Annotated in this window: 23 protein-coding genes; 9 read left to right on the forward strand and 14 right to left on the reverse strand. The window is 74.1% G+C overall.

The features are described from left to right. On the forward strand, positions 1–1,109 hold a 1,109-nt coding region (locus J5Y04_RS11515; protein WP_245204673.1), incomplete at its 5' end, for a regulator. Between the two features lie 26 nt (positions 1,110–1,135). Here the strand turns inward: J5Y04_RS11515 and J5Y04_RS11520 are convergent. The 3 genes from J5Y04_RS11520 to J5Y04_RS11530 form a co-directional block, all read right to left on the reverse strand. Next, complete coding sequence (locus tag J5Y04_RS11520) at positions 1,136–2,365, reverse strand: cation:proton antiporter (RefSeq protein ID WP_209411883.1); 1,230 nt, start codon at positions 2,363–2,365, stop codon at positions 1,136–1,138. Positions 2,366–2,595: 230 nt separating this feature from the next. Continuing rightward, positions 2,596–3,927: an NAD(P)/FAD-dependent oxidoreductase gene (locus J5Y04_RS11525; protein ID WP_209411884.1), complete on the reverse strand. Its 1,332-nt coding sequence runs from the start codon at positions 3,925–3,927 to the stop codon at positions 2,596–2,598. 505 nt (positions 3,928–4,432) lie between these two features. Then, positions 4,433–5,338, reverse strand: coding sequence for a TIGR01777 family oxidoreductase (locus tag J5Y04_RS11530; protein ID WP_209411885.1), 906 nt, complete (start codon positions 5,336–5,338; stop codon positions 4,433–4,435). Between the two features lie 64 nt (positions 5,339–5,402). Between J5Y04_RS11530 and J5Y04_RS11535 the strand changes: the two genes are divergently transcribed. Beyond that, positions 5,403–5,909 (forward strand): GNAT family N-acetyltransferase, encoded by a 507-nt coding sequence (locus J5Y04_RS11535; RefSeq protein ID WP_209411886.1) that lies wholly within the window; start codon positions 5,403–5,405, stop codon positions 5,907–5,909. A gap of 213 nt (positions 5,910–6,122) precedes the next feature. Beyond that, complete coding sequence (locus J5Y04_RS11540) at positions 6,123–7,157, forward strand: DUF2510 domain-containing protein (RefSeq protein WP_209411887.1); 1,035 nt, start codon at positions 6,123–6,125, stop codon at positions 7,155–7,157. Between the two features lie 24 nt (positions 7,158–7,181). Here the strand turns inward: J5Y04_RS11540 and J5Y04_RS11545 are convergent, their stop codons facing one another. The 7 genes from J5Y04_RS11545 to cobU all read right to left on the reverse strand — a co-directional run bounded on the left by J5Y04_RS11545 (position 7,182) and on the right by cobU (position 16,200). Beyond that, complete coding sequence (locus tag J5Y04_RS11545; RefSeq protein ID WP_209411888.1) at positions 7,182–7,697, reverse strand: DUF4240 domain-containing protein; 516 nt, start codon at positions 7,695–7,697, stop codon at positions 7,182–7,184. A gap of 257 nt (positions 7,698–7,954) precedes the next feature. Beyond that, positions 7,955–9,745, reverse strand: a complete 1,791-nt coding sequence (gene sucB, locus J5Y04_RS11550) for a 2-oxoglutarate dehydrogenase, E2 component, dihydrolipoamide succinyltransferase (RefSeq protein ID WP_209411889.1) — start codon at positions 9,743–9,745, stop codon at positions 7,955–7,957. A gap of 57 nt (positions 9,746–9,802) precedes the next feature. Further along, positions 9,803–11,191 carry a dihydrolipoyl dehydrogenase gene (lpdA, locus tag J5Y04_RS11555; RefSeq protein WP_209411890.1) on the reverse strand — a complete coding sequence of 463 codons (1,389 nt, stop codon included), beginning with the start codon at positions 11,189–11,191 and terminating at the stop codon, positions 9,803–9,805. A 453-nt stretch (positions 11,192–11,644) separates the two neighbouring features. Continuing rightward, positions 11,645–13,150: a leucyl aminopeptidase gene (locus J5Y04_RS11560; protein WP_209411891.1), complete on the reverse strand. Its 1,506-nt coding sequence runs from the start codon at positions 13,148–13,150 to the stop codon at positions 11,645–11,647. Positions 13,151–13,447: 297 nt separating this feature from the next. Beyond that, a complete protein-coding gene (locus J5Y04_RS11565) occupies positions 13,448–14,245 on the reverse strand; it encodes an adenosylcobinamide-GDP ribazoletransferase (protein WP_374105990.1) in 798 nt (265 codons plus the stop codon). 117 nt (positions 14,246–14,362) lie between these two features. Further along, complete coding sequence (cobT, locus tag J5Y04_RS11570) at positions 14,363–15,478, reverse strand: nicotinate-nucleotide--dimethylbenzimidazole phosphoribosyltransferase (RefSeq protein WP_209411892.1); 1,116 nt, start codon at positions 15,476–15,478, stop codon at positions 14,363–14,365. Positions 15,479–15,627: 149 nt separating this feature from the next. Then, positions 15,628–16,200 (reverse strand): bifunctional adenosylcobinamide kinase/adenosylcobinamide-phosphate guanylyltransferase, encoded by a 573-nt coding sequence (gene cobU, locus J5Y04_RS11575; protein WP_209411893.1) that lies wholly within the window; start codon positions 16,198–16,200, stop codon positions 15,628–15,630. Positions 16,201–16,307: 107 nt separating this feature from the next. On the opposite strand from cobU, the gene J5Y04_RS11580 reads away from it, so the two are divergent. Beyond that, positions 16,308–16,511, forward strand: a complete 204-nt coding sequence (locus J5Y04_RS11580) for a hypothetical protein (protein WP_148645455.1) — start codon at positions 16,308–16,310, stop codon at positions 16,509–16,511. 40 nt (positions 16,512–16,551) lie between these two features. Here the strand turns inward: J5Y04_RS11580 and J5Y04_RS11585 are convergent, their stop codons facing one another. Both J5Y04_RS11585 and J5Y04_RS11590 read right to left on the reverse strand, forming a co-directional pair. Further along, positions 16,552–17,337, reverse strand: a complete 786-nt coding sequence (locus J5Y04_RS11585; protein ID WP_374106009.1) for a methyltransferase domain-containing protein — start codon at positions 17,335–17,337, stop codon at positions 16,552–16,554. A gap of 113 nt (positions 17,338–17,450) precedes the next feature. Continuing rightward, the gene (locus tag J5Y04_RS11590) at positions 17,451–18,050 is read right to left on the reverse strand and encodes a DUF3043 domain-containing protein (protein WP_209411894.1); all 600 of its coding nucleotides are present in this window, start codon (positions 18,048–18,050) and stop codon (positions 17,451–17,453) included. Between the two features lie 300 nt (positions 18,051–18,350). Here J5Y04_RS11590 and J5Y04_RS11595 point away from each other — a divergent pair, with 300 nt between their 5' ends. Then, on the forward strand, positions 18,351–19,157 hold the full coding sequence (locus J5Y04_RS11595; protein ID WP_209411895.1) for a PspA/IM30 family protein: 807 nt from the start codon (positions 18,351–18,353) through the stop codon (positions 19,155–19,157). A gap of 37 nt (positions 19,158–19,194) precedes the next feature. Beyond that, entirely contained in the window at positions 19,195–19,488 is a 294-nt protein-coding gene (locus J5Y04_RS11600) for a hypothetical protein (RefSeq protein ID WP_209411896.1), read from the forward strand. 90 nt (positions 19,489–19,578) lie between these two features. On the opposite strand, the gene nadA is transcribed toward J5Y04_RS11600, so the two are convergent. Then, positions 19,579–20,763 carry a quinolinate synthase NadA gene (gene nadA / locus J5Y04_RS11605; protein WP_374105992.1) on the reverse strand — a complete coding sequence of 395 codons (1,185 nt, stop codon included), beginning with the start codon at positions 20,761–20,763 and terminating at the stop codon, positions 19,579–19,581. A 191-nt stretch (positions 20,764–20,954) separates the two neighbouring features. Between nadA and J5Y04_RS11610 the strand changes: the two genes are divergently transcribed. From J5Y04_RS11610 to J5Y04_RS11620, 3 genes are all read left to right on the forward strand, one after another. Further along, positions 20,955–21,878, forward strand: coding sequence for an NADP-dependent oxidoreductase (locus J5Y04_RS11610; protein WP_209411897.1), 924 nt, complete (start codon positions 20,955–20,957; stop codon positions 21,876–21,878). Between the two features lie 168 nt (positions 21,879–22,046). Continuing rightward, positions 22,047–22,511 carry an Lrp/AsnC family transcriptional regulator gene (locus J5Y04_RS11615; RefSeq protein ID WP_148645460.1) on the forward strand — a complete coding sequence of 155 codons (465 nt, stop codon included), beginning with the start codon at positions 22,047–22,049 and terminating at the stop codon, positions 22,509–22,511. Between the two features lie 241 nt (positions 22,512–22,752). Then, positions 22,753–24,120 (forward strand): pyridoxal-dependent decarboxylase, encoded by a 1,368-nt coding sequence (locus tag J5Y04_RS11620; RefSeq protein ID WP_307853065.1) that lies wholly within the window; start codon positions 22,753–22,755, stop codon positions 24,118–24,120. A gap of 52 nt (positions 24,121–24,172) precedes the next feature. On the opposite strand, the gene J5Y04_RS11625 is transcribed toward J5Y04_RS11620, so the two are convergent. Then, a complete protein-coding gene (locus tag J5Y04_RS11625; protein WP_209411898.1) occupies positions 24,173–25,042 on the reverse strand; it encodes a GNAT family N-acetyltransferase in 870 nt (289 codons plus the stop codon). Between the last annotated feature and the right edge of the window lie 137 nt (positions 25,043–25,179).

The raw sequence follows: 25,179 nt of genomic DNA on the forward strand, positions 1-25,179 counted from the left end.
GACACCGGTCCGCACCCCCGGCGCGCGGACCGGTGTCCGGGCCCTCCGGTGCGCCCCGGCCGCCGGCTCCGGCCTCGGCCTCGGCCTCGGCCGCCGGCCAGGCGTCGACCGCGCTCGGCCGGGTGCCGACCCAGAGCCGCCGCCCGCCCGTCGCCGTCGAGCCGCCGTACACCGACCCGGCCCGCGAACAGCGCCCGGCGCTGCGGGTCGGCCGTGGCGACATCGCCGCCATCCGCGCCGTCGGGGACCTCTTCCGCGCCCTGGACCACGCCTACGGCGGCGGCCACGCCCGCCAGGCGCTGGTCCGCTACCTGGAGAGCGAGGCCGAGCCGATGCTGCGCGGCCGCTACGGCGAGCAGATCGGCCGGGCGCTGTTCGGCGCCGTCGCCGACCTGACCAGGCTGGCAGGCTGGACGTCCTTCGACATCGCCGCGCACGGCCTGGCCCAGCGCTACTTCGTCCAGGCGCTGCGGCTCTCCCAGGCCGCGGGGGACCGCCCGCTCGGCGGCTACGTCCTGGTGACGATGAGCCAGCAGGCGGTGCACCTCGGCCACGGCCGGGAGGCCGTCCAGCTGGCCCGGGTCGCCCAGCAGGGCGTCGGCACCGCGGTGCCGGCCACCGTGCAGGCGCTGCTGCACGCCGCCGAGGCGCGCGGGCACGGCCTGCTCGGCGACGTCCGGGCCTGCACCACCGCGCTGGTCCGCTCCGAACGGTCGCTGGCCGCGGCCCGGGGCGGTGACGAACTGCCCTCCTGGGCACGCTACTTCGACGAGGCGCAGCTCTCCGACGAGTTCGCCCACTGCTACCGGGACCTCCAGCAGTGGCGGACGTCCGCCCAGCACGCCGAGAAGTCGCTGCGGCTGCGCTCGCCCGCCTACGCCCGGAGCCGGATCTTCTGCCGGCTGGTCCTGGCCACCGCCCGGCTCGGCATGGGCGACCTCGACGAGGCGTGCACCATGGCCACCGACGCCCTGCGGGCCGCCGGCGAGATGCGCTCGGCCCGCTCGCTGGAGTACCTGCGGGACTTCCACCGCCGGCTGACCCCGTACCGGGGCAGCCCGGTGGCCCGCGCCTTCGAGGAGACGGCCCGCCAGGCGGGGGTGATCTGAGGCGGGCGCGGCGGTCCGACGGACGACTACCAGCTCTCGGCGTTCACCCGCGGCCGGTCGCCCTCGGCGGCCGGCGGGCGGACGTCGCCGCGCAGCCGCTGGGCCAGCAGCGGGAAGAACAGCACCGAGAGCATGCCCGCGCCGACCAGCGCCGCCGCGGTGGACGAGGGCAGGTGTCCGGCGTCCACCTCGATCGTGGTGATCACCACGACCAGCGGCAGCGCCGTCGCGGCGTAGAGGCCGAGCGCGCCCCGGTCGCGCCGGCCGAGCCCGGCCGGGGCGAGGAACGCGGCGGGCGCCCCGCGCACCGCGAGGAACAGCAGCAGGAAACCCGGGACGAGCAGCAGGGTGCCGGGGCCGCCCAGCAGCGCGTCCAGGTCGAACTTCATCCCGCTGACCACGAAGAACACCGGGACGAGGAAGCCGAAGCCGATGGCCTCCAGCTTGGCCTCGATCACCTCCTCCTCGGCCTCGGGCACACCGGAGAGCATCAGGTGGGCGACGATCCCCGCGGTGAAAGCGCCGAGCAGCATGTCGAGGTCGAGCCGGAGTGCGGCGGCCACCATCGTGCCCAGCACCAGGATCACGGTGCGGATGGCGAACTGGCCGGAGGTGCGCAGGGTCCGGCGCATCAGCCCGGTCACCCAGCCGGGCCGGGGCCGCCGGGCACAGGCCACGGCGACCGCCGTGATGACCGCGAACACGCCGAGGATCAGCGCACTCCTGGCCGGGGCGTTGCCGCTGAGCAGGAGGGCGATCGCGACGATCGGCGCGAACTCGCCGACCGCGCCGGTGGCCATCACCAGCGAGCCGAAGGGGGTCGGCAGTTCCCCCGCGTCCCGCAGGATCGGCAGGATGGTGCCGAGCGCGGTGGTGGTGAGCGCGAGCCCGGCGAAGGTGCCGTCCAGCGGGACGCGGTTGGCCAGCGAACCGATGCCCAGTGCCACCACCAGGGTCACCAGCCACGCGGCGCCCGCCCGTTTGAGCGGGCCGCCGCGCAGCTTGGCGAAGTCGATCTCGTACCCGGCCAGGAACATCAGCATGGCCAGGCCGAACCGGGAGATCGCGTCGACCAGGCCGTCGACGTGCACCCAGGCCAGGCTGTCCGGGCCGATCAGTACGCCGAGCAGGATCTCGAACACCACGGTGGGGACGGCGATCCATCGCAGCAGCCGGTCGGCGATCAGCGGTGCGGCCACCGCGGCGGCCGGGATGAGGACCAGGGAGAGCGGCTCGACCTGGAAGTCGGCGCTCACCGGGCGGCCGGCCCCTGGCGGGGGACGGAAACCCTCCGAATAGCGGTCATATCGGCATACTGGCACGCGTTCGGTCACCGTCGCGGCAGCCGGTCCGCGTGTTCACGCCCTCACGGGCCGCGCCCCGGGCGCCCCTGCGACGAGCCCGCGGCCCTTGCGGCGGCGACCTCGCGGCGCCCCGGGAGGGGCCCGCACGCCCGCCCCCACGAGGAGCCCGCGAGCGTCCGGCGTCAGGCGGCCGCCTCGGCCTCCCGGGCGCCGGACGGCAGTCCGAGGTCGCGCACGACGGCCTGCGCCGCCCGCCGGCCCGAGACCAGCGCGCCCTGGGCGGTGCTGGTGTCCCGGTGGTCCCCGCAGACGTACAGCCCGGCCAGCAGCCGCACCGGGCGCCGGCTGTTGTGCGGCGGCGGCATGGCCGGCACCGCGTCGGGGACGTGGCGCACGCTGAGGAACTGCCAGCCCCGGGTCGGCGCGCCGTACAGCTCCGCCAGCCGCGCACGCACCGCCGGTTCGAGCGCGGCCGGCCCGCCGGCGTCGAAGGAGCGCCGCCCGAGCACCGTGGTGGCGACCAGTGCCTGGCCGGCCGGGGCGTACGAGGGGTGCAGCTCGCTGAGCACCACCGAGTGCGAGACCAACGGCGGCTGCCCGCCCGGCAGGTCGCCGTCCAGCAGCAGGACGGCCTCGCCGATCGGTGCCCGGTCGGCCGCGTGGTAGAAGGTCGTGACGGGGTGGAAGCCGGGCAGCCGCAGGCCCGGCAGCAGTCCGGCGGCGGACCGCGCACCCGTCGCCACCACCACGGCCTGGGCACCGATCCGGCCGTGCCCGGCGGTCTCCACACCGTCGGCCGCGATCGAGGTGACCTGCACCCCGGTGCGTACGGTCCCGGCGGGCAGGCCGGCCGCCAGCTGGGCCGGCACGGCCGCGATCCCGCCGGCGGGCAGACAGAGCCGGCCGCGCGCGTAGCTGCGCAGCACCAGGTCGGCGATCCGGCTGGAGGTGCCCAGGGCCGGGTCGCTGAGCAGGGCGGCGAGCAGCGGCCGCAGGAAGCCGTCGACGGTGCGCGGGGCGAGGCCGCGTTCCGCGAGCGCACGGGCGGCGGTGGTCTCCGGCCGGGCCTGGAGCCGGCCGGCCGGGGTGGCGGCCAGCCGGCCGAGCCAGCTGCCCAGCCGGGCCTTGTCCAGCGGACTGCCCAGCGGTGCGCGGGTGGTGGCCTGCCGGGCGGTGGTCAGTTGTGGGTCCCCGGCGCGGTACCGGCGGCCGCCGCTGTGCACGAGTACGCCGGGCGCGAGCGGGCGCAGTTCGAGGCGGTCCAGGTCGAGGACGCGGCGCAGTTCGGGGTAGGCGGTGTTGAGCAGCTGGCTGCCGTGGTCGAGCCGGAAGCCGTCCAGTTCGCGGGTGGCCATCCGGCCGCCGATGCGGTCCGTGGCCTCCAGGACGTGGACGGTCAGTCCGTGGCCGGTCAGCACGCGGGCGGCGGTCAGGCCCGCGAGTCCGGCGCCGACCACGACGACGTCCGGGTCGGACTGCCGGCGGGCGCGGCGAGTGAAGTCGTACGTGGGCACTGGCGTGCTCCCTCCCTGGTCCCGGAGCTTCGGCCGACGTAGGCAGCGGGGTGCCGGGACACGGTCCGACGATGTGATGCCCAGTCAGTAAGAGCATCAGACAAGTGCATCGGGCCGTATCCGGGGCCCGGGGAGGGTGTGGCCGCACGGGGTGGGGCGCCGTCACGGACTGTGTGCCCCAGCGGCCGGGATCGGGGGTCGGCGGGCGCGTACGGTCACCGGGGGCGTGCGACGCGCCCGCTTCATGCTCCCGTGCGCCCCCTGTCGGAGCCCCGACCGCCCCCTGTTCGGCATATGCCCCTGGCCGGGGCCGTCGCCGGGGCGGGCGTACGCGGGCCCACAACGGCCCGCCGGCACAGCAGGACCGGCAGGACCGGCGGAGCCCTCAGGACCCGCAGGCCCCGCAGACCCCGCAGACCCGCGGATCCTCGCAGACCCGCAGGACCCGCCGATCCGTGCAGAGCCCTCAGGACCCGCGGACCCCGAAGGACCAGCCCCCGCCCCGCTACAGCGCCGCCCGTACCGCCGAGTCCACGTCCGGGTGCTCGAAGCGGAAGCCCGCCTCCAGCAGCCGCTTCGGCACCACCCGGTGGCTGCCCACCACCTCGATCGCCAGCTCGCCCAGCACCGCCTTCAGCACGGCCGTCGGCACCGGGAAGGGCGTCGGCCGCTTCAGCACCCGTCCGAGCGCCGCCGTCAGCTCGGCGTTGGTCACCGGGTCCGGCGCGCTGAGGTTGAACGCGCCGCTCAGGTCGTCACGGTCGATCAGGAACCGCAGCGCCGCGACCTCGTCCGCCAGCGAGATGAAGCTCCAGTACTGCCGGCCGTCGCCGAGCCGCCCGCCGAGGCCCAGTCTGAAGAGCGGGAACAGCCGCTCGCCGGCCCCGCCCTTGGCCGAGAGCACCAGCCCGGTGCGCGGGTGGACCACCCGGATCCCGGCCCGCTCGGCCGGCCGGGCGGCGGCCTCCCACTCGACGCAGACCTCGGCCAGGAAGTCGTCCCCGGCGGGGGAGGCCTCGTCGATCACCGCGTCCCCGGTCTGCCCGTACAGGCCGACGGCCGAGCCGCTGACGAGGACCCGCGGCGGCTCCTTCAGCCCGGCCAGTGCGACGGCCAGCGTCTCGGTGCCGAGCACCCGGCTCTCCCGGATCTCCCGCTTGTAGGCGTCCGTCCACCGGTGGTCGCCGACCCCGGCGCCCGCCAGGTGCACCACCGCCTCGACCCCGGCCAGCCCGTCCAAGTCCACCTGACCGAGCAGTGGGTTCCAGCCGATCGCCGTCGTCCCGTCCGGCTGCGGGCCTGTCCGGGAGCGGTGCCGGACCAGCCGGACCACCTCGTGGCCGTCCGCCAGCAGTGAGCGGACGAGTGCCGAGCCGATCAATCCCGTGGAGCCTGTGACCGCGATTCGCATGGGGTCATCCTCGCAGTTCCCGGCGGCTGCAACTCCGTGTACAGCCCGCAGGTCGCTGATTAGCATGACGCGCATGCCCGACGAAGATCTGATCATCCGTCCCGCGCAGTCCGAGGACGAGAAGGAGCTCTCCGAGCTCAACCGCGCGGCCTGGTCCTGGCTGAGCGAGGTCGCCCCGCAGCCGCCGGAGGGTGACGGGGTGTTCGACGAGCGCCACACCCCGGACCAGTTCACGCTCGCGCTGCTCGGCGGCCGGATCGTCGGCTACATCCGGGTGGTCCGGCCCACCCCGCTGGTCAGCAACCAGCACGTGCGCCAGATCCAGGGCCTGGCGGTCGACGCCTCGGTCCGCGGCCGGGGCCTCGGCCGGGCGCTGGTGGAGGCGGCCTGCACGGCCGCCCGGGAGCAGGGCGCCCGCCGGATCACCCTGCGCGTGCTCGGGCACAACACCCCGGCCCGCCGCCTCTACGAGGTCTGCGGCTTCGTCGTCGAGGGCTCGCTGACCGAGGAGTTCCTGATCGACGGCCAGTACGTGGACGACGTCTGGATGGCCCGCTCGCTCACGGCCTGAACCTCCCGGCCCCGGGCCGCCGGCCGGGCCCGGGGCGCCGCGCCGCCGGTCACGCGCAGGCCCGCCCCGGACGGCCCGCACGGGGCGATCCGCACCGTGCGCACCACCCGTGCCACGGCCCTGACGACCCGCCGGAACCCGGGTACGGGTGGTAGCAGAGTCGTGACACACCCAACCTGTCTGGAGTAGCGCCACGCCGGGTACCGTACGGCCGTGAGCAACTCGACGCCTCCCGGGTGGTACCCGGTACCGGGTGCGGACGGCACGGCCGGTCATGAGCGCTGGTGGGACGGCGCCGCCTGGACCAGCGACGTCCGCCCCGTTCAGGCGGGCGGCGGCGGGCTCGCCGACGCCCCGACGCAGGTCTCCTGGCAGACCCCGCAGCAGTCGGCCCCCGCGCAGCCGCCCGCGTACGGCTACGGCGCCCCGCAGCAGGGCACGCCCGGGTACGGCTACCCGGCGCAGAGCCAGCCCGGCTACGGCTATCCGCAGGGTGGCTACCCGCCGCCCCCGAGTCCCGGGGGGACCAAGCCCGGCGTGGTCATCGGGATCGTGGCCGGGGTGCTGGTCGTGGTCGGCATCGTGGTCGCGCTCGTGGTCGGCAGCGGCGACGACACCCCGCAGGCGGACCCGACGCCGACGCCGACGGTCACCGTCACGGACACCCCGACCCCGACCCCGACCAAGCGCCCGTCCACCCCGACGCCGACCCCGACGCCCCCGCCGAGCCTGCCTCCGGTGCCGGTGGTCAAGGACACCGCCGCCGACACCCAGCACTCCATCACCGTGCCGATATTCCAGGGCTGGGACGCGCAGACCGACACCTCGCACTCGACGGTGTTCCTGGGCAGCGGCCGGTACACCTGCCCGACCGGCGGCTCCTGCATCCGCGGCCAGTTCTCGGTCGAGAAGGACACCATCCCCGGGAGCACGGCCAGGGCCGCCGCCGAGGCGGCGATGCCCACCTACGCGGGTGCGATCTTCACGGGGATCACCTCGCACACCGACGCAGGCTCCTCCAACACCACGGTGGCGGGCGTCTCCGGGTACGCGGTCCGCTGGCACATCACCACCTCGGACGGCACCAAGGGCTACGTGCTGATGGTGGCCGTCCCGGCCAAGGGCGGCGGCTACGTGGCCTTCGAGGGCGGCGTGGACGACGCCGCGGGCGCGCCGGACCCGGGCGTCCTCGACCAGATCCTCAAGGGCATCAAGCAGGACGGCAGCGCCTCCGGCTCCGGCACCTGAGGCACGGCCGTCCCGGCCCGGGGGTCAGTCCCCGTAGCGCTCCCAGAGCTTGGGGAAGCGTTTCGCCATCGCGTCCGGGTCGTCGAAGTCCAGGGCCGCACCGGACGGCCGCGCGGGCTGCCGACCGCCCACCTCGGGCAGCGGCAGCCCGGTCAGCTGCTCGTACGCCTCGTCGGCGGCGTAGCCGAGGTCCTCCGCCTCGCCGTCCTCCTCCTCGTCGAAGTCGGGGAGCAGGTCGGCGAGGTCGTCCGGCTCGTGGAGCCCGCCCTCGAAGACGTCCCGTCCCTGGCCGATCAGCCAGCAGCGGAAGTAGTCGAAGCTGTCCTCGGAGGCGCCGTCCAGCAGCAGGTACGCCGCGGCCCAGAGGTCGGTGCGGTAGGCGCGCTGGAACCGCGCCTCGAAGAGCCGGGCGAAGTCGATGACGTCGTCCGGGGTCAGTTGGACGAGCCGCTCCACCAGCCGTTCCGCCTGCTCGTCCGGGTCGCCGTCGGCGGCCTCCCGGGTGTCGTCGATGATCTGCCAGAAGTCGGTCTCGTCCATCACGGCTCCAGCATCCCCGTTCGCCCGCGCCCGCGCATGCGATGGGCCCGCGAAACGCCCGTTCTTCCGAAGCCCGGACCGCCGGGCGGTGACCGCACCGCCCGTCCACCCGCGGCCCGGGCCCGCCGGCCCCACGTCGGGAAGCGGGACCCGCCCGTGTCGGGAGGCGCGGAACCCCCCGCGCCGGGAAGCGCGGAACCCCGCGCCGTCCGGGGACGACGCGGGGTTCCGGGGTGTTGCCGGTGTTGCCGGGAGCCTTACAGGCCGAGCTCGACCTCGAACTCGCCGGCCTCCAGGATCTCCTTCACGGCCACCAGGTAGCGGGCGGCGTCCGCGCCGTCCACCAGGCGGTGGTCGTAGGAGAGCGACAGGTAGGTCATGTCGCGGATGCCGATGGCGGTGCCGCCGTCGGACTCGATGACCACCGGGCGCTTGACGGTCGCGCCGATGCCCAGGATGGCGACCTGGTTCGGCGGAACGATCACGGTGTCGAACAGCGCACCGCGCGAACCGGTGTTGCTGATGGTGAAGGTGGCGCCGGACAGCTCGTCCGGGGTGATCTTGTTGCCGCGCACCTTGCTGGCCAGCTCCGCGGTCTTCTTGGAGATGCCGGCGATGTTGAGGTCGCCCGCACCCTTGATGACCGGGGTCATCAGACCCTTCTCGGAGTCCACCGCGATACCGATGTTCTCGGTGTCGAAGTAGGTGATGGTGCCCTCGGCCTCGTTGATCCGGGCGTTGACGACCGGGTTGGTCTTCAGCGCCTGGGCCGCGGCCTTGACGAAGAACGGCATCGGGGACAGCTTGACGCCCTCGCGGGCGAGGAAGGCGTCCTTGGCCTTGCCGCGCAGCGACATGATCTTGGTGACGTCCACCTCGACCACGCTGGTCAGCTGGGCCTGCTCGTGCAGGGCCTTCAGCATGTTGTCGCCGATGACCTTGCGCATGCGGGTCATCTTGACCGTCTCGCCGCGCAGCGGGGACGGCGCGGCGGCGGCCTTCGGCGCTGCGGCCGGGGCGGCGGCGACGGGGGCCGGCGCGGCCTTGGCGGCCTCGGCGGCGGCGATGACGTCCTGCTTGCGGATCCGGCCGCCGACACCGGTGCCGGTGACGGAGGCCAGGGCGACGCCCTGCTCGGCGGCGAGCTTGCGCACCAGCGGGGTGACGTAGGCGTCCCCGCTGTCGGCCACCGGGGCGGCCGGCGCGACCGGGGCCGGGGCAACCGGAGCGGCGACGGGGGCCGGGGCAGCGACCGGAGCCGGGGCGGCGACCGGAGCCGGAGCAGCCGGGGCCACCGGAGCGGCCGGGGCGACCGGAGCCGGAGCGGCCACCGGGGCGGCCGGGGCGACGGGGGCCGGAGCCGGGGCGGGAGTGGCCGGGGCGGCCGGAGCCGGGGCGGCGACCGGGGCCGGAGCGGCCACGACGGCGCCCGCGGCGCCGATCAGCGCGAGCTGGGCGCCGACCTCGGCGGTCTCGTCCTCGCCGACCAGGATCTTCACCACGGTGCCCGCGACCGGCGACGGGATCTCGGTGTCGACCTTGTCGGTGGAGACCTCGAGCAGCGGCTCGTCGACCTCGACGGTGTCACCCTCGGCCTTCAGCCAACGGGTGACGGTGCCCTCGGTGACGGACTCGCCGAGCGCGGGCAGCAGCACCGGGGTGGCGTCGCCGGCCGGGGCGGCAGCCGGCGCGGCCGGGGCCTCGGCGACCGGGGCGGCGGCGACGGGCGCCTCCACGACCGGGGCCGGGGCGGCGGCCGGGGCCGGGGCGGCCTCGACGGCCGGGGCCGGAGCGGCGACCGGGGCGCCCGAGCCGTCGTCGATGACCGCCAGCTCGGCGCCCACCTCGACGGTCTCGTCCTCGCCGACCTTGATCGAGGCCAGGATGCCCGAGGCCGGGGCCGGGATCTCGGTGTCGACCTTGTCGGTGGAGACCTCGAGCAGCGGCTCGTCGACCTCCACGCGCTCACCCTCGGCCTTCAGCCAACGGGTGACGGTGCCCTCGGAAACGCTCTCGCCCAGCGCGGGCAGTGTTACTGAGACCGCCATGGTTTCAGCGACTCCTATCAAGTCTTGCGTACTGGAATGGGGGAAGGTGGGGCGCGATCAGTCGTGCGCGTGCAGCGGCTTGCCGGCCAGCGCCAGGTGCGCCTCGCCCAGGGCCTCGGACTGGGTCGGGTGCGCGTGGATGAGCTGCGCGACCTCGGCGGGCAGCGCCTCCCAGTTGTAGATCAGCTGGGCTTCGCCGACCTGCTCGCCCATGCGGGCGCCGACCATGTGGACGCCGACCACGGCGCCGTCCTTGACCTGGACGAGCTTGATCTCGCCGGCGGTCTTCAGGATCTTGCTCTTGCCGTTGCCGGCCAGGTTGTACTTGAGGGTGACGACCTTCTCCTTGCCGTACAGCTCGACGGCCTTCGCCTCGGAGATGCCGACGGAGGCGACCTCGGGGTTGGAGTAGGTCACGCGCGGGACGCCGTCGTAGTCGATCGGCACCGGCTTGAGGCCGGCCAGGCGCTCGGCGACCAGGATGCCCTCGGCGAAGCCGACGTGGGCCAGCTGCAGGGTCGGGGCGAGGTCGCCGACGGCGGAGATGGTGGGCACGTTGGTGCGCATGTACTCGTCGACGAGCACGTAGCCGCGGTCCATCGCGACGCCGTTCTCCTCGTAGCCGAGGCCGGCCGAGACCGGGCCGCGGCCGATGGCGACGAGCAGCAGGTCGGCGTCGATCTGCTTGCCGTTCTCGGTGGAGACGCGGACACCGGTCTCGGTGTACTCGACGCCCGAGAAGCGGGCCTTCAGCTCGAACTTGATGCCGCGCTTGCGGAACGCGCGCTCCAGCAGCTTGGAGGAGTTCTCGTCCTCCAGCGGGACGAGGTGCGGCAGCGCCTCGACGATGGTGACCTCGACGCCGAAGGACTTCCAGACCGAGGCGAACTCGACGCCGATCACGCCGCCGCCGAGGATGACGGCCGACTTCGGGATGAAGCCGAGCTTGAGGGCGTGGTCCGAGGAGATCACGCGGTCGCCGTCGATCTCCAGGCCCGGGATCGAGCGCGGAACCGAGCCGGTCGCCAGGACGATGTGGCGGCCCTCGATGCGCTGGCCGTTGACGTCCACCGAGGTCTGCGAGGAGAGCTTGCCCTCGCCCTGGATGAAGGTCACCTTGCGGGAGGCCACCAGGCCCTGCAGGCCCTTGTACAGGCCGGCGATGACGTCGTCCTTGTACTTGTGGACGCCGTTGATGTCGATGCCCTGGAAGGTGGCCAGAACGCCGAACTCGGCGGCCTCCTTCGTCTCGTCCGCGATCTCGGCGGCGTGCAGCAGCGCCTTGGTCGGGATGCAGCCGCGGTGGAGGCAGGTGCCGCCCAGCTCACCCTTCTCGATCAGGGCGACGCTCAGGCCCAGCTGAGCGGCGCGGAGCGCCGCGGCGTAACCGCCGCTTCCGCCTCCGAGAATGACTACGTCGAAAACGGTGCTGGCGTCGTTCGCCACGTCACGTCCTCCATGCAATGGGGTGGGTCGCCGGGCCGGTCGCGGTCCGGTGGGTCGGAAGCCTTTGTGGGGCGCCCAGTCGTGCCGGAAATACATCTTCGCACTTGTTCAAGGCGGCTGATGTCCGGGTCCACCCCGGGGGTGTCCCACAGGGTGGTCACCGGGGCGGGAACACCCCCGACCGAAGGGCATCGTCGCAGCTCAGGGCGGGGTTGACAGCGGCGCCAAGGGTGCTCGCGACGGGCTTCGGGCAGGCTGGTTCCGCACAGTGGAACAAAGTTTCGCCCGCAGCGAACAAGGGTGCGGGGTGGGGTTCCGTTCCTTACTCGCAGGTAACAGGGCCGCGGGTGTCCGGTGGCGTCCCGCCGGAGGCGCCGGCCGGGCACCCGGGAACGAGGACGGGGCCCGGCGCACACACGCGCCGGGCCCCGTCCGTCCGTTCCGGATCCCGGATCAGGCCTTGCCGCCCGCAGCGGTCTGCTCGGCGAAGCGGACCAGGGTGCGCACCGCGCTCGCGGTGCCGCCCTTGGGGGTGTAGCCGAACGGCGCGCCCTCGTGGAAGGCCGGGCCGGCGATGTCCAGGTGGGCCCAGTCGATGCCCTCGGCCACGAACTCCTTCAGGAACAGGCCGGCCACCAGGCCGCCGCCCATCCGGTCGCCCATGTTGGCCAGGTCGGCGATGGTCGACTCGGTCATGCCCTTGCGCAGCTCGGCCGGCAGCGGCATCGGCCAGGACTGCTCGCCGGTCTCGCCCGCGACGGTGTGCAGCGTCTCGCGCAGCTCGTCGTTGTTGGCCATCACGCCGAAGGTGCGGCTGCCCAGCGCCATCATCATCGCGCCGGTCAGCGTCGCGACGTCGACGATCACGTCCGGGTTCTCCTCGCCGGCCCGCACGATGGCGTCGGCCAGCACCAGACGGCCCTCGGCGTCGGTGTTCAGCACCTCGACGGTCTTGCCGCCGTACATCCGCAGCACGTCACCCGGGCGGGTGGCCGAGCCGGACGGCATGTTCTCCGCCAGCGCCAGCCAGGCGGTGACGTTGACGACCAGGCCGAGCCGCTTGGCGGCGACCACGGCGGCGAACACGGCGGCGGCGCCGGCCATGTCGCACTTCATGGTCTCGTTGTGGCCGGCCGGCTTCAGCGAGATGCCGCCCGAGTCGTAGGTGATGCCCTTGCCGACGAACGCCAGGCTGGCCTTGGCCTTCGGGTGGGTGTAAGCCACCTTCACCAGCCGCGGCGGGTTCGCCGAGCCGTTGCCGACGCCCAGCAGGCCGCCGAAGCCGCCCTTGAGGAGCGCCTTCTCGTCCAGCACCTCGACCTTGAGGCCGTGCTCCTTGCCGGCCGCCTGGGCGATCGCGGCGAAGCCCTTCGGGTTCAGGTCGTTCGGGGCGGTGTTGACCAGGTCGCGGGCCCGGTTCATCTCCTCGCCGACGACCAGGGCGCGCTCGACGGCGGCCTTGGCCTCCTTGCTGCCCTTGCGGGCGGCCAGCAGGACCAGCTCGCCGACCGGCTCCTTGCCGTTGCCGTTGCCCTTGTAGGCGCCGAAGGCGTACGAGCCGAGCAGGCCGCCCAGCGCGACCGCCTCGATCTCGTCGGCGGACTCGGCCGGCAGCGCCAGCGCGGCCTTCTTGCTGCCGGCCAGGGCGCGGGCGGCGACACCGGCGGCGCGGCGCAGCGCCTCCAGCTCGTAGCCGGCGTCGGCGGCCTCGCCGAGGCCGACCGCGAGGACGAGCGCGGCCTTCAGGCCGGCGGCGGAGGGCACCTTGACGGTCTCGCCCTCGGCGCCGGTCGCGCCCAGGGTGGTGAGGACCTCGGCCAGCTTGCCGTCGAACGCCTCGCTCACGGCCTCGGCGCCGGGGGCCAGCACAATGCCCTTGGGGCCCTTCGCGACACCGATCACCAGGGCGTCCGCGCGCAGCGAGGCGGCGGAGGAGGTGCTCACAGACAATGCAGTCACGTAATGCGTCCTGTTCTTTCGCGGTCACGACCGGTCGCGGCGTGGCTGCCGCACCGGTGCAGCCGACGCCGGCGCGGCGGGCCGCCCGGCCGGGCGGGCCGGGTCCGGGGCCCCTGGCGCGTGCGCCCGCCGGTCGCGGCGGCCGCACACATCAGAAGCCCCGGCTCCTCGACGCGCGTCGGCCGGGCAGGACCTGCGACGGTGCAGGGCTGCGGTGCTCCACGCATGGTAGTCCGCATGCTGGGATCACGCGCCGCCCGGTGTCCCACCGTTCGGTACGGGTACCGCCGGTGTGCGTCAGCCCAGCAGGGCGAGCGTCACCAGAGTGCCGGTCGCGGCGGTCTCCGCCATCGCGCCGAGGACGTCCCCGGTGATCCCGTCCAGCCGCCGGACGCAGCGCCGGAGCAGCAGCCAGGCGCATCCGAGTCCGGCCGCAACGGCCAGCGGGAGACGCAGAGCTGACCATCCGTCCGCCCAGCCGAGGGCGGCCGTCAGCAGCATCGACCCGGCCGTGGCCGCGACCGCCGCGGCGGGCGGTACCGTGCCCGCGACCACCGCCCCGAGCCCGCCCGGCCGGGCGGCCGGCACCGACCGCAGGCACCCCCAGGCGAGCGCGCACCGCGCGGCCGTCGCCGAGGCCAGCACCGCGAGCGCTCCGCGCAGCACCGAGCCGTCGAACTGCCCGGCCAGCGCGGCGATCTGGGCCAGCAGCACGAGGACCAGGGTCAGCACGCCGAACGGCCCGATGTCCGACTGCTTCATGATGCGCAGCGCGTCCTCGGCCGGCTTGCCGCTGCCCAGGCCGTCGGCGACGTCGGCCAGTCCGTCCAGGTGCAGCCCCCGGGTCAGCGCGGCCAGTGCCCCGGCCGCGGCCACCGCGCCGAGCAGTCCGCCCGCACGCCACGCGACCAGCGCCCCCACGCCCGCCGCCACCGCGCCGAGCACCAGCCCGACCACCGGTGCGGCCGTCATCGCCCGCCCCGCCGCCGCCCGGTCCCACCGCTCGACCCGCACCCGCAGCACGGACAGCGTCCCGAACCCGAAGCGCAGCCCGTCCGCCCAGGACGCGGGCACGGTCGAAGGCCCCTCCTGCACCCGCCGCTCCTTCGTCCTGATCACCGAGGTGCCCGTCAGGGCACGGGCACCGTGTACTGCCGGGTTGCCGCCGCTGCCCGGCCCGGGGGCCCGTCCGGGCACCCCGTCGGGCCTGCGCTACACCCGGCCCAGCAGCTCCGCCGCGGACGGCAGCTTCGGCTGCTCCTTCGGCACCGGCGCCGCGGTCGGCGCGGGCTTGTGCTCGGCCAGGGAGTCCGCCGCGGCCTGGAGCAGCGGCAGGGCCATCAGCGCGCCGACGCCCTCGCCCATGGTGATCCCCTGCTCCTGGAGCGGCGTCAGGGTGAGCCGGTCGTAGGCCTTCGCCTGGGCCGGCTCGCCGCTGGACTGCCCGGCCCGCCACCACTCGGGCGCCCGGAACGCGATCCGCTGGGCGACCAGCGCGCAGGCCGAGGAGACCACTCCGTCCAGGACGACCGGCAGCCTGCGGACCGCGGCCTGGAGCAGGAAGCCGGTGATCGCCGCGAAGTCGGCCCCGCCGGTGGCGCCGAGCAGCGCCAGCTGGTCGCCGAGCACCGGCCGGGCCCGCCGCAGCGAGTCCCTGATGGTCGCGCACTTGACCATCCACACCTTGTCGTCGATGCCCGAGCCGCGCCCGGTCACCGCGGCCGCGTCCGTTCCGCAGAGCGCGCCGACCAGCACCGCGGCCACCGTGGTCGAGCCGACCCCGAGGTCACCCAGCACCACCAGGTCGGTGCCGGCGTCGGCCTCCTCGTCGGCGACGGCCATCCCGGCGCGGAAGGCCTTGACGGTCTCCTCCGGGGTCAGCGCGTCCTCGCGGTCGATCCGGCCGGAGCCGCGCCGCACGCGGTGCGCGACCACCTCGTCGGGGAAGTCGGACGGGTCCGCGTCCACCGCGACGTCCACCACCCGCACCCCGGCGCCGAAGCGCCGGGCGAGCAGCGCGACCGGCGCGGTGCCGTCCAGGACCGCCCGGACCCGGGCGGCCGTGCCGCCCTGGGCGGGCAGCCGGGACACGCCGAGGGCCGCCACCCCGTGGTCGGCGGCGAACAGCAGCACCTTGGGCGCCGACAGCGGCTGCACCGGGGAACACCCCTGAACGGACGACAGCCAGCTGCCGAGCTCCTCCAGCCGGCCGAGCCCGCCGCGCGGCCGGTCCAGTGTGCGCCAGCGCTCCTCGGCGGCCCGCCGGGCGCTCTCGTCGGGGCGCTCGACGAGCGAGGAGAACGTGTCGAGATCCACGGTCGTGTCCATTTATCCGTTTCTCGCTCACACCGCGGGGCGCGGCGTACATTCGAGGTCTGCCCCAGGCAGCGGTCAGGGCTTGGCCGTCATGGGACTGCGCAAGCGGTCGAGTGAGAAACCGCCTCATCACCGAGGCGGAGGAGTCACCGCTCGGAAGGCTACACGCCAACCGATTTGATGGTCAGGGCTTGCCCCGCCACGACCAGCAGCACACGCTCCGAGGCGTCCGCCACGGCCATGTTCAGCCTTCCGAGCGTGTCCCGGAAGCGACGCCCGGCGGCGGTCGCCGGGACGACGCCCATGCCGACCTCGTTGCTGACCGCGATCACCTGACGGCCCGTCCCGGCCCACGCGGCGGCGAGCGCCTCGCAGCGGGCCTGCACCGCCGCCTCGCCGCCGTCCGTCCACACCGCGTCGTCCCAGGCGCCGCACTCGTCCATCACGGCGGTCAGCCAGAGCGCCAGGCAGTCGATCAGCACCGGTGCCGGGTCGGCGTCGTCGGCCAGGACGGCCTCCAGCGCGCAGGTCTCGGCGGTGCGCCAGCCCGCCGGGCGCCGGTCGCGGTGCAGGGCGACCCGCTGCGCCCAGTCGCTGTCGCCGTCCCGGGTGCCGCTGGTGGCCACGTACAGCACGTCCTCGTACCGGGCGAGCAGCCGCTCGGCCGTAGTGGACTTGCCGGAGCGCGCACCGCCGAGGACCAGCGTGCGGGGGAGTGCGGGATCGGTTGCCATGCCGCTCATCCTGCCGGACGAGGCATACGGAAGATCCCACCGGGCAGGCTAAGGTGCGCAGCACACAGGGTCTTACCGGGCAGGGCAGCACACAGGAGGAGCCGGGCATGGTGTGGACGTGGCGGTACGAGAAGGCGGACGGCACCGTGGTGGCCCCGGCCGGTGGCCAGGAGGAGGAGTTCGCCGGCCAGGGGGACGCCGAGACCTGGATCGGGGAGTCCTGGAAGGAGCTGGCCGAGGGCGGGGTGGACACCGCGGTCCTGCTCGACGACGGCCGGGAGGTCTACTCGATGAGCCTGCACGAGGCCTGAGTCCGCGTGGTCCCGTCCGTGACGGGGCCGCGCGACGGGGCTACTTGGCCCCGAACACGTGCAGCAGCGCGGCGACCTGCCGGTACGGGTCGGTGCGGCCGGCCCGTTCCTCGGCCTCCAGCAGCTGGGCCAGCTGCCGCCCGTCCACCGGCGGCGCCGCGTCGTCGGGCGCGTTGTCGGTGAAGACCCGGACGCCGTACCAGTGCCGCAGCGGCACGGACACCTCGGAGAGGGTGACGGCGAGGTCGGCGATCCGGTCGGCGCGGGCGGCCAGCCCCAGCCGGTTGTAGTAGCGGTCGCTCTCGAAGGCGTGCAGGGCGGCCCGCCAGTCGTCGGCGGCGGCGGGCCGCAGGGCCAGCGAGTCGCGGTTGCGGACGAGCAGGGAGAGCAGTCCGCCGGGGGCCAGCAGCCGGGCCAGCGAGGCGATCATGGGATCCGGGTCCGGCAGGTACATCAGGACGCCGTGGCAGAGCACGACGTCGAAGCTGCGGGGCCCGAACCAGCGCCCGCACTGGTGGCCGTCGCCGCTGAGCAGCTGGAGCCTGCCGCGGACCTCGGGCGGCTCCTCGGCCAGCGCCCCCTGGGCGACGCCGAGCGCCACCGGGTCGGAGTCGATGCCGGTGACGTAGTGGCCGGCCCGGGCCAGGCGCAGCGCCTGGGTGCCCTGGCCGCAGCCGATGTCGAGTACGCGCTGGGCGCTGCGTCCGGTGAGCTGCTCGGCGAGCTGCCGGGCGACCAGCTCCTGCCGGACGAGGTTGCGCAGGCTGCCGAGGCGGTCGAGCCACGGGCCGGTGCCGCCGGCGAAGGAGCCGCTGCGCGAGGGCAGCCGGCGCTCCTGGGCGATCCGGTCGTGGCCGCCGTCCCCCTGGCCCGGAAGCGCGTACAGGCCGGGCCCCTCCCAGGACGGAGGGGCCCAGCCGGAGTCCACCGGCTCGGCGGTCAGGGCTTCTCCCCGCGCCGCACCTGCGGCTTGGGCAGCCGCAGCCGGCGCATCTGGAGGATGCGCATCAGGCCGTAGGCGACCGCGCCGCGGGTGTTCTGGCCGGCGAAGCGCTCGCCGAGCTGCTTGCGCAGACCGAGGCCGAGGCGGACGAAGTCCAGGATCACCAGCACGAAGAAGAGCAGGAACAGCACGGTGGAGAGCAGCTGGAGGGCCGGCACCTTCACGATGCTGAGCACCAGGATGACCACCGCGGCGGGGAGGAAGAACTCGGCGAGCGACCAGCGGGCGTCCACGTAGTCGCGGGCGAACTTGCGCACCGGGCCCTTGTCACGGGCCGGGAGGTGGCGCTCGTCGCCCTCGAGCAGCGCGGTGCGCTGCTTCTCGCGCTCGGCCCGCATGCGCTCGCGCGCCTGCCGGGAGGCCTCCTTGCGGTCCTTGGGCACGGTCACCCGGGTACGCCGGTTGGCCTCGGCCTCACTGCGCTTGGGCGTGGGGCGGCCCTTCTTCGCCTGCGGGTCGCGGGCCTGGGTCGTCTCGTCCTGCTTCTCCAGCACAGCGGCGGAGGCGGCGGCATCATCTGAACGGCGTCGGAACACACCACCAGCGTACGGGGTGCGCGACCGCTTCTTCGGGTGTCCTTGGACCCAAACGCATATCGATCGCGTGCGGCCGGGCCGGTGCCGGGCTCCCGGGGGTCTTCCCGTAGGGGATCACCGCGGGGAACCGTGGAGGGGATGAGGGCCGGATCCACCCCGGGGATGAGGCAGTCGGGGGTGTCGCTGTAGCAGTCTTGTTGCAGGCAGGTGCACTGCGGCGAAGGGCTCGCTGCACATACACTCGTCGTGTCTGGTAACGAGATAGAGACCGCAGGCCGGAGAAGGGGGCACCCGAGGCCCATGAGCGACGGAATCATGAAGCGTATGGGGCTGATCTTCCGCTCCAAGGCGAACAAGGCCTTGGACCGGGCGGAGGATCCGCGTGAGACGCTGGACTATTCGTACCAGAAGCAGCTCGAACTGCTGCAGAAGGTACGTCGCGGTGTCGCGGACGTGGCCACCTCGCGCAAGCGGCTGGAACTCCAGCTGACCCAGCTCCAGCAGCAGTCCGCGAAGTACGAGGACCAGGGCCGCAAGGCGCTCTCGCTCGGCCGGGAGGACCTCGCGCGCGAGGCGCTGACCCGCAAGGCGAACATGCAGTCCCAGATCACCGACCTGGAGACGCAGTACCAGCAGCTCCAGGCCGAGGAGGAGAAGCTCACGCTCGCCTCCCAGCGGCTGCAGGCCAAGGTGGACGCCTTCCGCACCAAGAAGGAGACCATCAAGGCCACCTACACCGCGGCCCAGGCGCAGACCCGGATCGCCGAATCGTTCTCCGGCATCTCGGAGGAGATGGGCGACGTCGGTCTGGCGATCCAGCGGGCCGAGGACAAGACCGCGCAGATGCAGGCCCGGGCCGGTGCGATCGACGAGCTGCTGGCCTCCGGCGCGCTCGACGACGCCAGCGGGCTCGGCCGCAAGGACGACATCGAGGCCGAGCTGGAGCGCGTGGCGGGCGGCTCGGACGTCGAGTTGGAGCTGGCCCGGATGAAGGCCGAGCTGACGGGCGGTTCGCCGTCCTCCGGCCCGCAGGCGATCGAGCAGGGCGGTGCGCAGCCGCACGACGCCTCGCAGCAGGACACCCCGCGCATCAACTACAACAAGTGATCTGAGCTTCACCCCACCAACCAGGGAGACGCACGGCATGATCATGAGGGTCATGGGGGAGGGCCAGTTCGAGGTGGGCGAAGCCCATCTGAACCGGCTCAACGAGCTGGACGAGGAGCTCCTCGCCGCACTGGAGTCGGGGGACGACGATCACTTCAGGCGGGCGCTCGGTGAGCTGCTGGGCGCCGTCAAGAAGTTCGGGACCCCGCTGGCGGACGACTCGCTGGAGCCGTCCGACCTGATCCTCCCGGATGCCGACGCGACGATCGACGAGGTCCGGCAGCTGCTGCGGGCCGAGGGTGACGGCCTGATCCCCGGCATCCCGGAGTAGCCACCGTCTCGCGCCGGACGCCAGACGCGACAAGGGCGGGCCCCCTCCACTGCGGAGGGGGCCCGCCCTTTCGCGTCCGTGCGGTGCCGGCTACGGCAGGGCGAGCATCCGGTCCAGCGCCGCCTTGGCGTACTTCTCGGTCTCCGGGTCGACGCTGATCACGTTCGGCACCCGGCCCTCGACCAGCGACTCCAGCGCCCAGACCAGGTGCGGCAGGTCGATCCGGTTCATGGTGGAGCAGAAGCAGACCGCCCGGTCCAGGAAGACGATCTCCTTGTCCGGGTGCGCCTTGGCCAGTCGGCGGACGAGGTTCAGCTCGGTGCCGATGGCCCACTTGGAGCCGGGCTCGGCGGCGTCCAGCGCCTTGATGATGTACTCGGTCGAGCCCACCATGTCGGCGGCCGCGACGACCTCGTGGCGGCACTCGGGGTGCACCAGCACGGTGACGCCGGGGATGCGCGCGCGGACGTCGTTCACCGAGTCCAGCGAGAACCGCCCGTGCACCGAGCAGTGGCCGCGCCAGAGGATCATCTTGGCGTTGCGCAGCTCCTCGGCGGTCAGCCCGCCGTTCGGCTTGTGCGGGTTGTAGAGCACGCAGTCGTCGAGCGAGAAGCCCATCTCGCGCACCGCGGTGTTGCGGCCCAGGTGCTGGTCCGGCAGGAAGAGCACCTTCTGGCCCTGCTCGAAGGCCCACTCCAGCGCCCGCTTGGCGTTGGACGAGGTGCAGATGGTGCCGCCGTGCCGGCCGGTGAAGGCCTTGATGTCGGCGGAGGAGTTCATGTACGAGACCGGGACGGTCACGTCGGCTATGCCGGCGTCGGTCAGCACGTCCCAGCACTCGGCGACCTGCTCGGCGGTGGCCATGTCGGCCATCGAACAGCCGGCCGCGAGGTCCGGGAGGACGACCTGCTGGGCGTCGGTGGTGAGGATGTCCGCGGACTCGGCCATGAAGTGCACGCCGCAGAAGACGATGTACTCGGCCTCCGGGCGGGCGGCCGCGTCGCGGGCGAGCTTGAAGGAGTCGCCGGTGACGTCGGCGAACTCGATCACCTCGTCACGCTGGTAGTGGTGGCCGAGGATGAAGACGCGGTCGCCGAGTGCGGCCTTGGCCGCCCGTGCGCGCTCGACGAGGTCCGGGTCCGAGGCGGCCGGGAGGTCGCCGGGGCACTCGACGCCACGCTCGCTGTTCGGGTCGGCCTCACGGCCGAGCAGCAGCAGAGCGAGCGGCGTCGGGGTGGGGTCGACGCCGTAGGTCTCGGTGATGGTGGTGGTCACGGGCGGGTGCCCTTCTGTGCGGCCGATCAGTCGGTGCAGCCTTCTCGTCTATCTGACGCTATCTATGATAACCGGTTAGCGTCACAGTGACGATGGCCGTCCTGTCGATGTGACGAGAACCGCTCGCCGGTTCGGACGCTTCCCTGCGTGGCCGAATCGATATCCGGGGGCGTCCGGGTGAGGCTGGGCGCATGAAGGCAATCGCGATCCGCCGTTACGGCGGCCCCGAGGTGGTCGAGTACACCGAGCTGCCGGACCCGAAGGTCGGGCCGGACTCCGTACTGGTGCAGGTCCGGGCGGCGGGGGTGAACCCGGTGGACCGGCACCTCCGGGAGGGGCACCTGGACGGGCTGCTGGACGCCCGCTTCCCGCTGGTGATGGGCTGGGACGTGGCCGGCTTGGTCCGGGCGGTCGGCGGCGGCGTCACCGAGTTCGCCCCCGGGGACGAGGTCTTCGGCTACGTCCGCAAGGACTGGGCCGAGCACGGCACCTACGCCGAACTCGTCGCCGCGCCCGTGCGCACACTGGCCCGCAGGCCGGCCGCGCTGGACTGGACGCAGAGCGGCGGGCTGCCGCTGGCCGGGCTGACCGCGCTCCAGGGCCTGAAGGCGCTGCGGATCCGCCCGGGCGACACCGTGCTGGTGCACGCCGCGGCCGGCGGGGTCGGCCACCTGGCCGTCCAGCTCGCCAGGGCCTTCGGGGCCCGGGTGATCGGCACCGCGGGGGAGCGCAACCACGACTACCTGCGGGGGCTGGGCGCCGAGCCGGTGCGGTACGGCGACGGCCTGGCCGAGCGGGTCCGGGCGCTGGCCCCCGACGGGGTGGACGCCGCCCTGGACCTGGTCGGCGGCGGCGCCGCCGAGCTCTCGGCCGCGCTGGTCGCGGACCCGGGCCGGATCGTCTCGGTCGCCGACTACCGGGTGAAGGAGCTCGGCGGCCGCTACCTCTGGGCCCGTCCGGACGCCGCCGGACTGGCCGAGCTGGCCGCCCTGGCCGACGCCGGCCGGCTCACCGTCACCGTCGCCTCCACCTTCCCGCTCGCCCAGGCCGCGTCCGCGCAGGAGCTGAGCGCCGAGGGCCGCACCCGCGGCAAGATCGTCCTGCTCGTGGAGTGACGCCGCGGCGCCCGGCGGGCAGGTGACCCGCGCCGTACCCCGGGCCGTCATCCGCCAGAGGTGGACTCGGTCCTGTCATCCGCCAGAATGGAGCCGAACCGTTTCGGCGGCCGCCGCCTCCCCGCTGCCCGCCCGCCGATCCCGTACGACCCGTGGAGCCCCGCACCGATGAGCACCAGCCGAGCGCACGAGACGGTCGGGGCCGACCTGGACGAGACCGACCGTCTGCTGCTCGCCCGGCTGGCCAGCGACGGCCGCGCCTCCTACGCCGAGATCGGCCTCCAGGTGAACCTCTCCGCCACCGCCGTCCGCCGCCGGATCGACCGGCTGCGGGCGCGCGGGGTGGTCCGCGGCTTCACCGTCGTCCTCGACCCGTCCGTGCTCGGCTGGCAGACCGAGGCCTTCGTCGAGGTCTACTGCCGGGAGCGGACCGCCCCCGAGGAGATCCTGGCCAGCCTGCGGCAGTTCCCCGAGGTGGTGGCCGCCTGGACGGTCACCGGGGACCCGGACGCCCTGGTCCACCTGCGCGCCACCGACATGCACCACCTCCAGGCGGTGATCGAGCGGATCCGCAAGGAGCCCGGCGTCCAGCGCAGCCGCTCGTCCGTCGTCCTTTCCCAGCTCATCGGCTGATCGCCCGGAGGGCCCAACCCGGCCGACGGGCTCCACCGGGCCCGATCACGGGGCCCGGCCGGGGCAGGCGCAGGATTCCTGCGCGGACCGGGCCGAAGACGCCCGAATCCTGCCTCGCCGGCCGCGTTCCGACGCGCGGCGCCGGCCCCCCGCTGCCTAGGCTGATGAGGTCCGGCAACGCGGTGAGACGCCCCGCGCCGCCGGTCCTCCCCCCGACACCCCACAGCCGAGAGGGACCCCCGTGTCCGCAGCCCCCGACCGCATGCACCGGCCCGACAACGAGCTGGTCGACCTGGTATTCGACTACATGCGGGAGCGGCTGCAGTACGACCCAGTCCCGCTCGACCACCCCGGTGACGGCGAGCACCTGCGCGCCCAGCTGGCCGGCCTGCTCAACCCGGACGGCAACAACCCGGCCGACGTGCTCAAGCTCTACGACCACGAGCTGTCCCGCGCGGTGATCTCCGCCGACAGCCCGCGCTACCTGTCGTTCATCCCGTGCGCCCCCACCAAGGCCGCGCTCCTCTTCGACATGGTCGTCTCCTGCGCCTCGCTCCAGGGCATCTCCTGGCTGGAGGCGGCCGGCGCCATCGCCGCCGAGAACCAGGTGCTGCGCCTGATCGCGGACCGCGCCGGCCTGCCCGCCTCGGCCGGCGGCACCTTCGTCTCCGGCGGCTCGGCCGGCAACCTCTCCGCGCTCGTCGTCGCCCGCGACACCGCCCGCCGCAGGCTCGGCGTCGGCCCGGAGGCCCGGCTGCGGATAGCCGTCGCCGACCAGGTGCACTCCTCGGTCAAGAACACCTTCAACATCATCGGGGTCGAGGCCTTCAAGGTCCCGACCGTCGACCGCCGCTTCACCGGCGAGGCGCTGCGCGCCGCCCTGGCCGCCGATCCCCACCCGGAGACGGTGATCGCCGTCGTCGGCACCGCCGGCACCACCAACGAGGGCATCGTCGACGACCTCCAGGGCCTCTCCGAGGTCGCCCGCGAGCGCGACATGTGGTTCCACGTGGACGGCGCCTACGGCGGCGCCGGCCTCTTCGCCCCCTCGGTGCGCGAGCGCTACAACGGCATCGAGCACGCCGACTCGTTCGTGGTGGACCCGCACAAGTGGCTGTTCGCCCCGTTCGACTGCGCCGCGCTGGTCTACCGCAACCCCCAGCTGGCCCGCGCCGTGCACACCCAGGACGCCTCCTACCTGGACGTGCTGCACACCGAGGGCGACGAGTGGAACCCCACCGACTACGCCTACCACCTGACCCGGCGCGCCCGCGGCCTGCCGCTCTGGTTCTCGCTGGCCGTGCACGGCACCCAGGCGTACACCGACGCCATCGAGACCGGCCTCCAGCTGGCCCGCGACACCGCGCAGCTGATCCGCGACACCGAGCACCTGGAGCTGCTGTTCGACCCGCAGCTCTCCGCGGTCTGCTTCAAGCGCACCGGCTGGACCAACGAGGACTACTACCGCTGGTCGCAGCAGCTGCTCGCGGACCAGATCGGCTTCGTCACCCCGACCGGGTGGGACGGCGAGACGGTCGCCCGCTTCGCCTTCCTGCACCCGGGCACCACCATGGAGATGGTCAGGGAGATCCTCGACACCATGGTGTGACCGGTACGCCGAGGACCCCGCCGGAACCGCCCGGCGGGGTCCTCCGCCGTTCCTACAGCAGCCCGCCGTTCGGCACGTACGGCGCGGGCGGGCGCATCCCGCGCAGTCCCAGGTAGCCGCGGGTCTCCACGGTCAGGCCGACCTCCAGCCCGACGTCCAGCGCCCACTCCTGCTCCGCGGTCAGGGCCTCCACCCGTGCCTCCGTGCCCTCCGGGACCCGGGCCAGCGCCTCGCGCAGCAGCCGGGCGGCGATCCGCTTGGAGGTGGCGGCCAGCAGCTTCACCTCCCCGCCGTCCCGGTAGCAGTAGCCGCTGCCGGCCAGCGCGTCCGCGATCAGCAGTTCCTCGCAGTGGGCGAGCATCAGCTCGTGGTCCGGCCCGTGCGCGGCGCCGCGCAGCCGCCGGTCCACCGAGTCCAGCAGGTGCCGGTGGGTGGCGTTGCCCGGGTGGACCGGGATGTCCCCCGGATCGACCAGCCCGGCCCGGACCACCTGCCCGGTCAGCTGCATCGCCGGGTACAGGGTGAACCCGGCCAGCCGGTAGCGGCGGACGGCCGCGGGCGAAGGCGAGGCGCAGAGCATCCCGCGCAGGCACCCCCGCCCGTACGCGGTGGCCCGCTCCAGCAGCAGCCGCCCGACGCCCTTGCCCTGCACCCGGGGCAGCACCACGAGCAGCGCCAGCACCCAGGTGCCCTCACGGCGCAGCGAGAGCACCGCGCCGACCGGCTCGCCGTCCAGCTCGGCCAGCCAGCAGCCCTGCGGGTCGGTGCGCGCCAGGTGCCTCGTGCGGGCCAGCTGGTAGACGGGCGGCCGGGGCGGACCGGCGGGGGGCCGGGCGTCGGGGAGCGAGGCGAACGCGTCGCGGGCGATGAGCTGGACGGCCTCCGCATCGGCGGCGGAGTCCCTGACCTGTCGCAGGATCATGCCCTCCATCCTGGCCGCCGAGGGGCCCGCGCGAGGCCGGTTCGTCCGGATCGGCGGGCCGCGGCGGTGCCCGACCCGCGCCGGTTGTGCGAGCATGGGGAGCGTAGGGGAGCGGGTGGTACACCCGGCCCACGGAA

This window comes from Kitasatospora sp. RG8 (genome assembly GCF_017813315.1).
In the GTDB taxonomy this organism is placed as follows: domain Bacteria; phylum Actinomycetota; class Actinomycetes; order Streptomycetales; family Streptomycetaceae; genus Kitasatospora.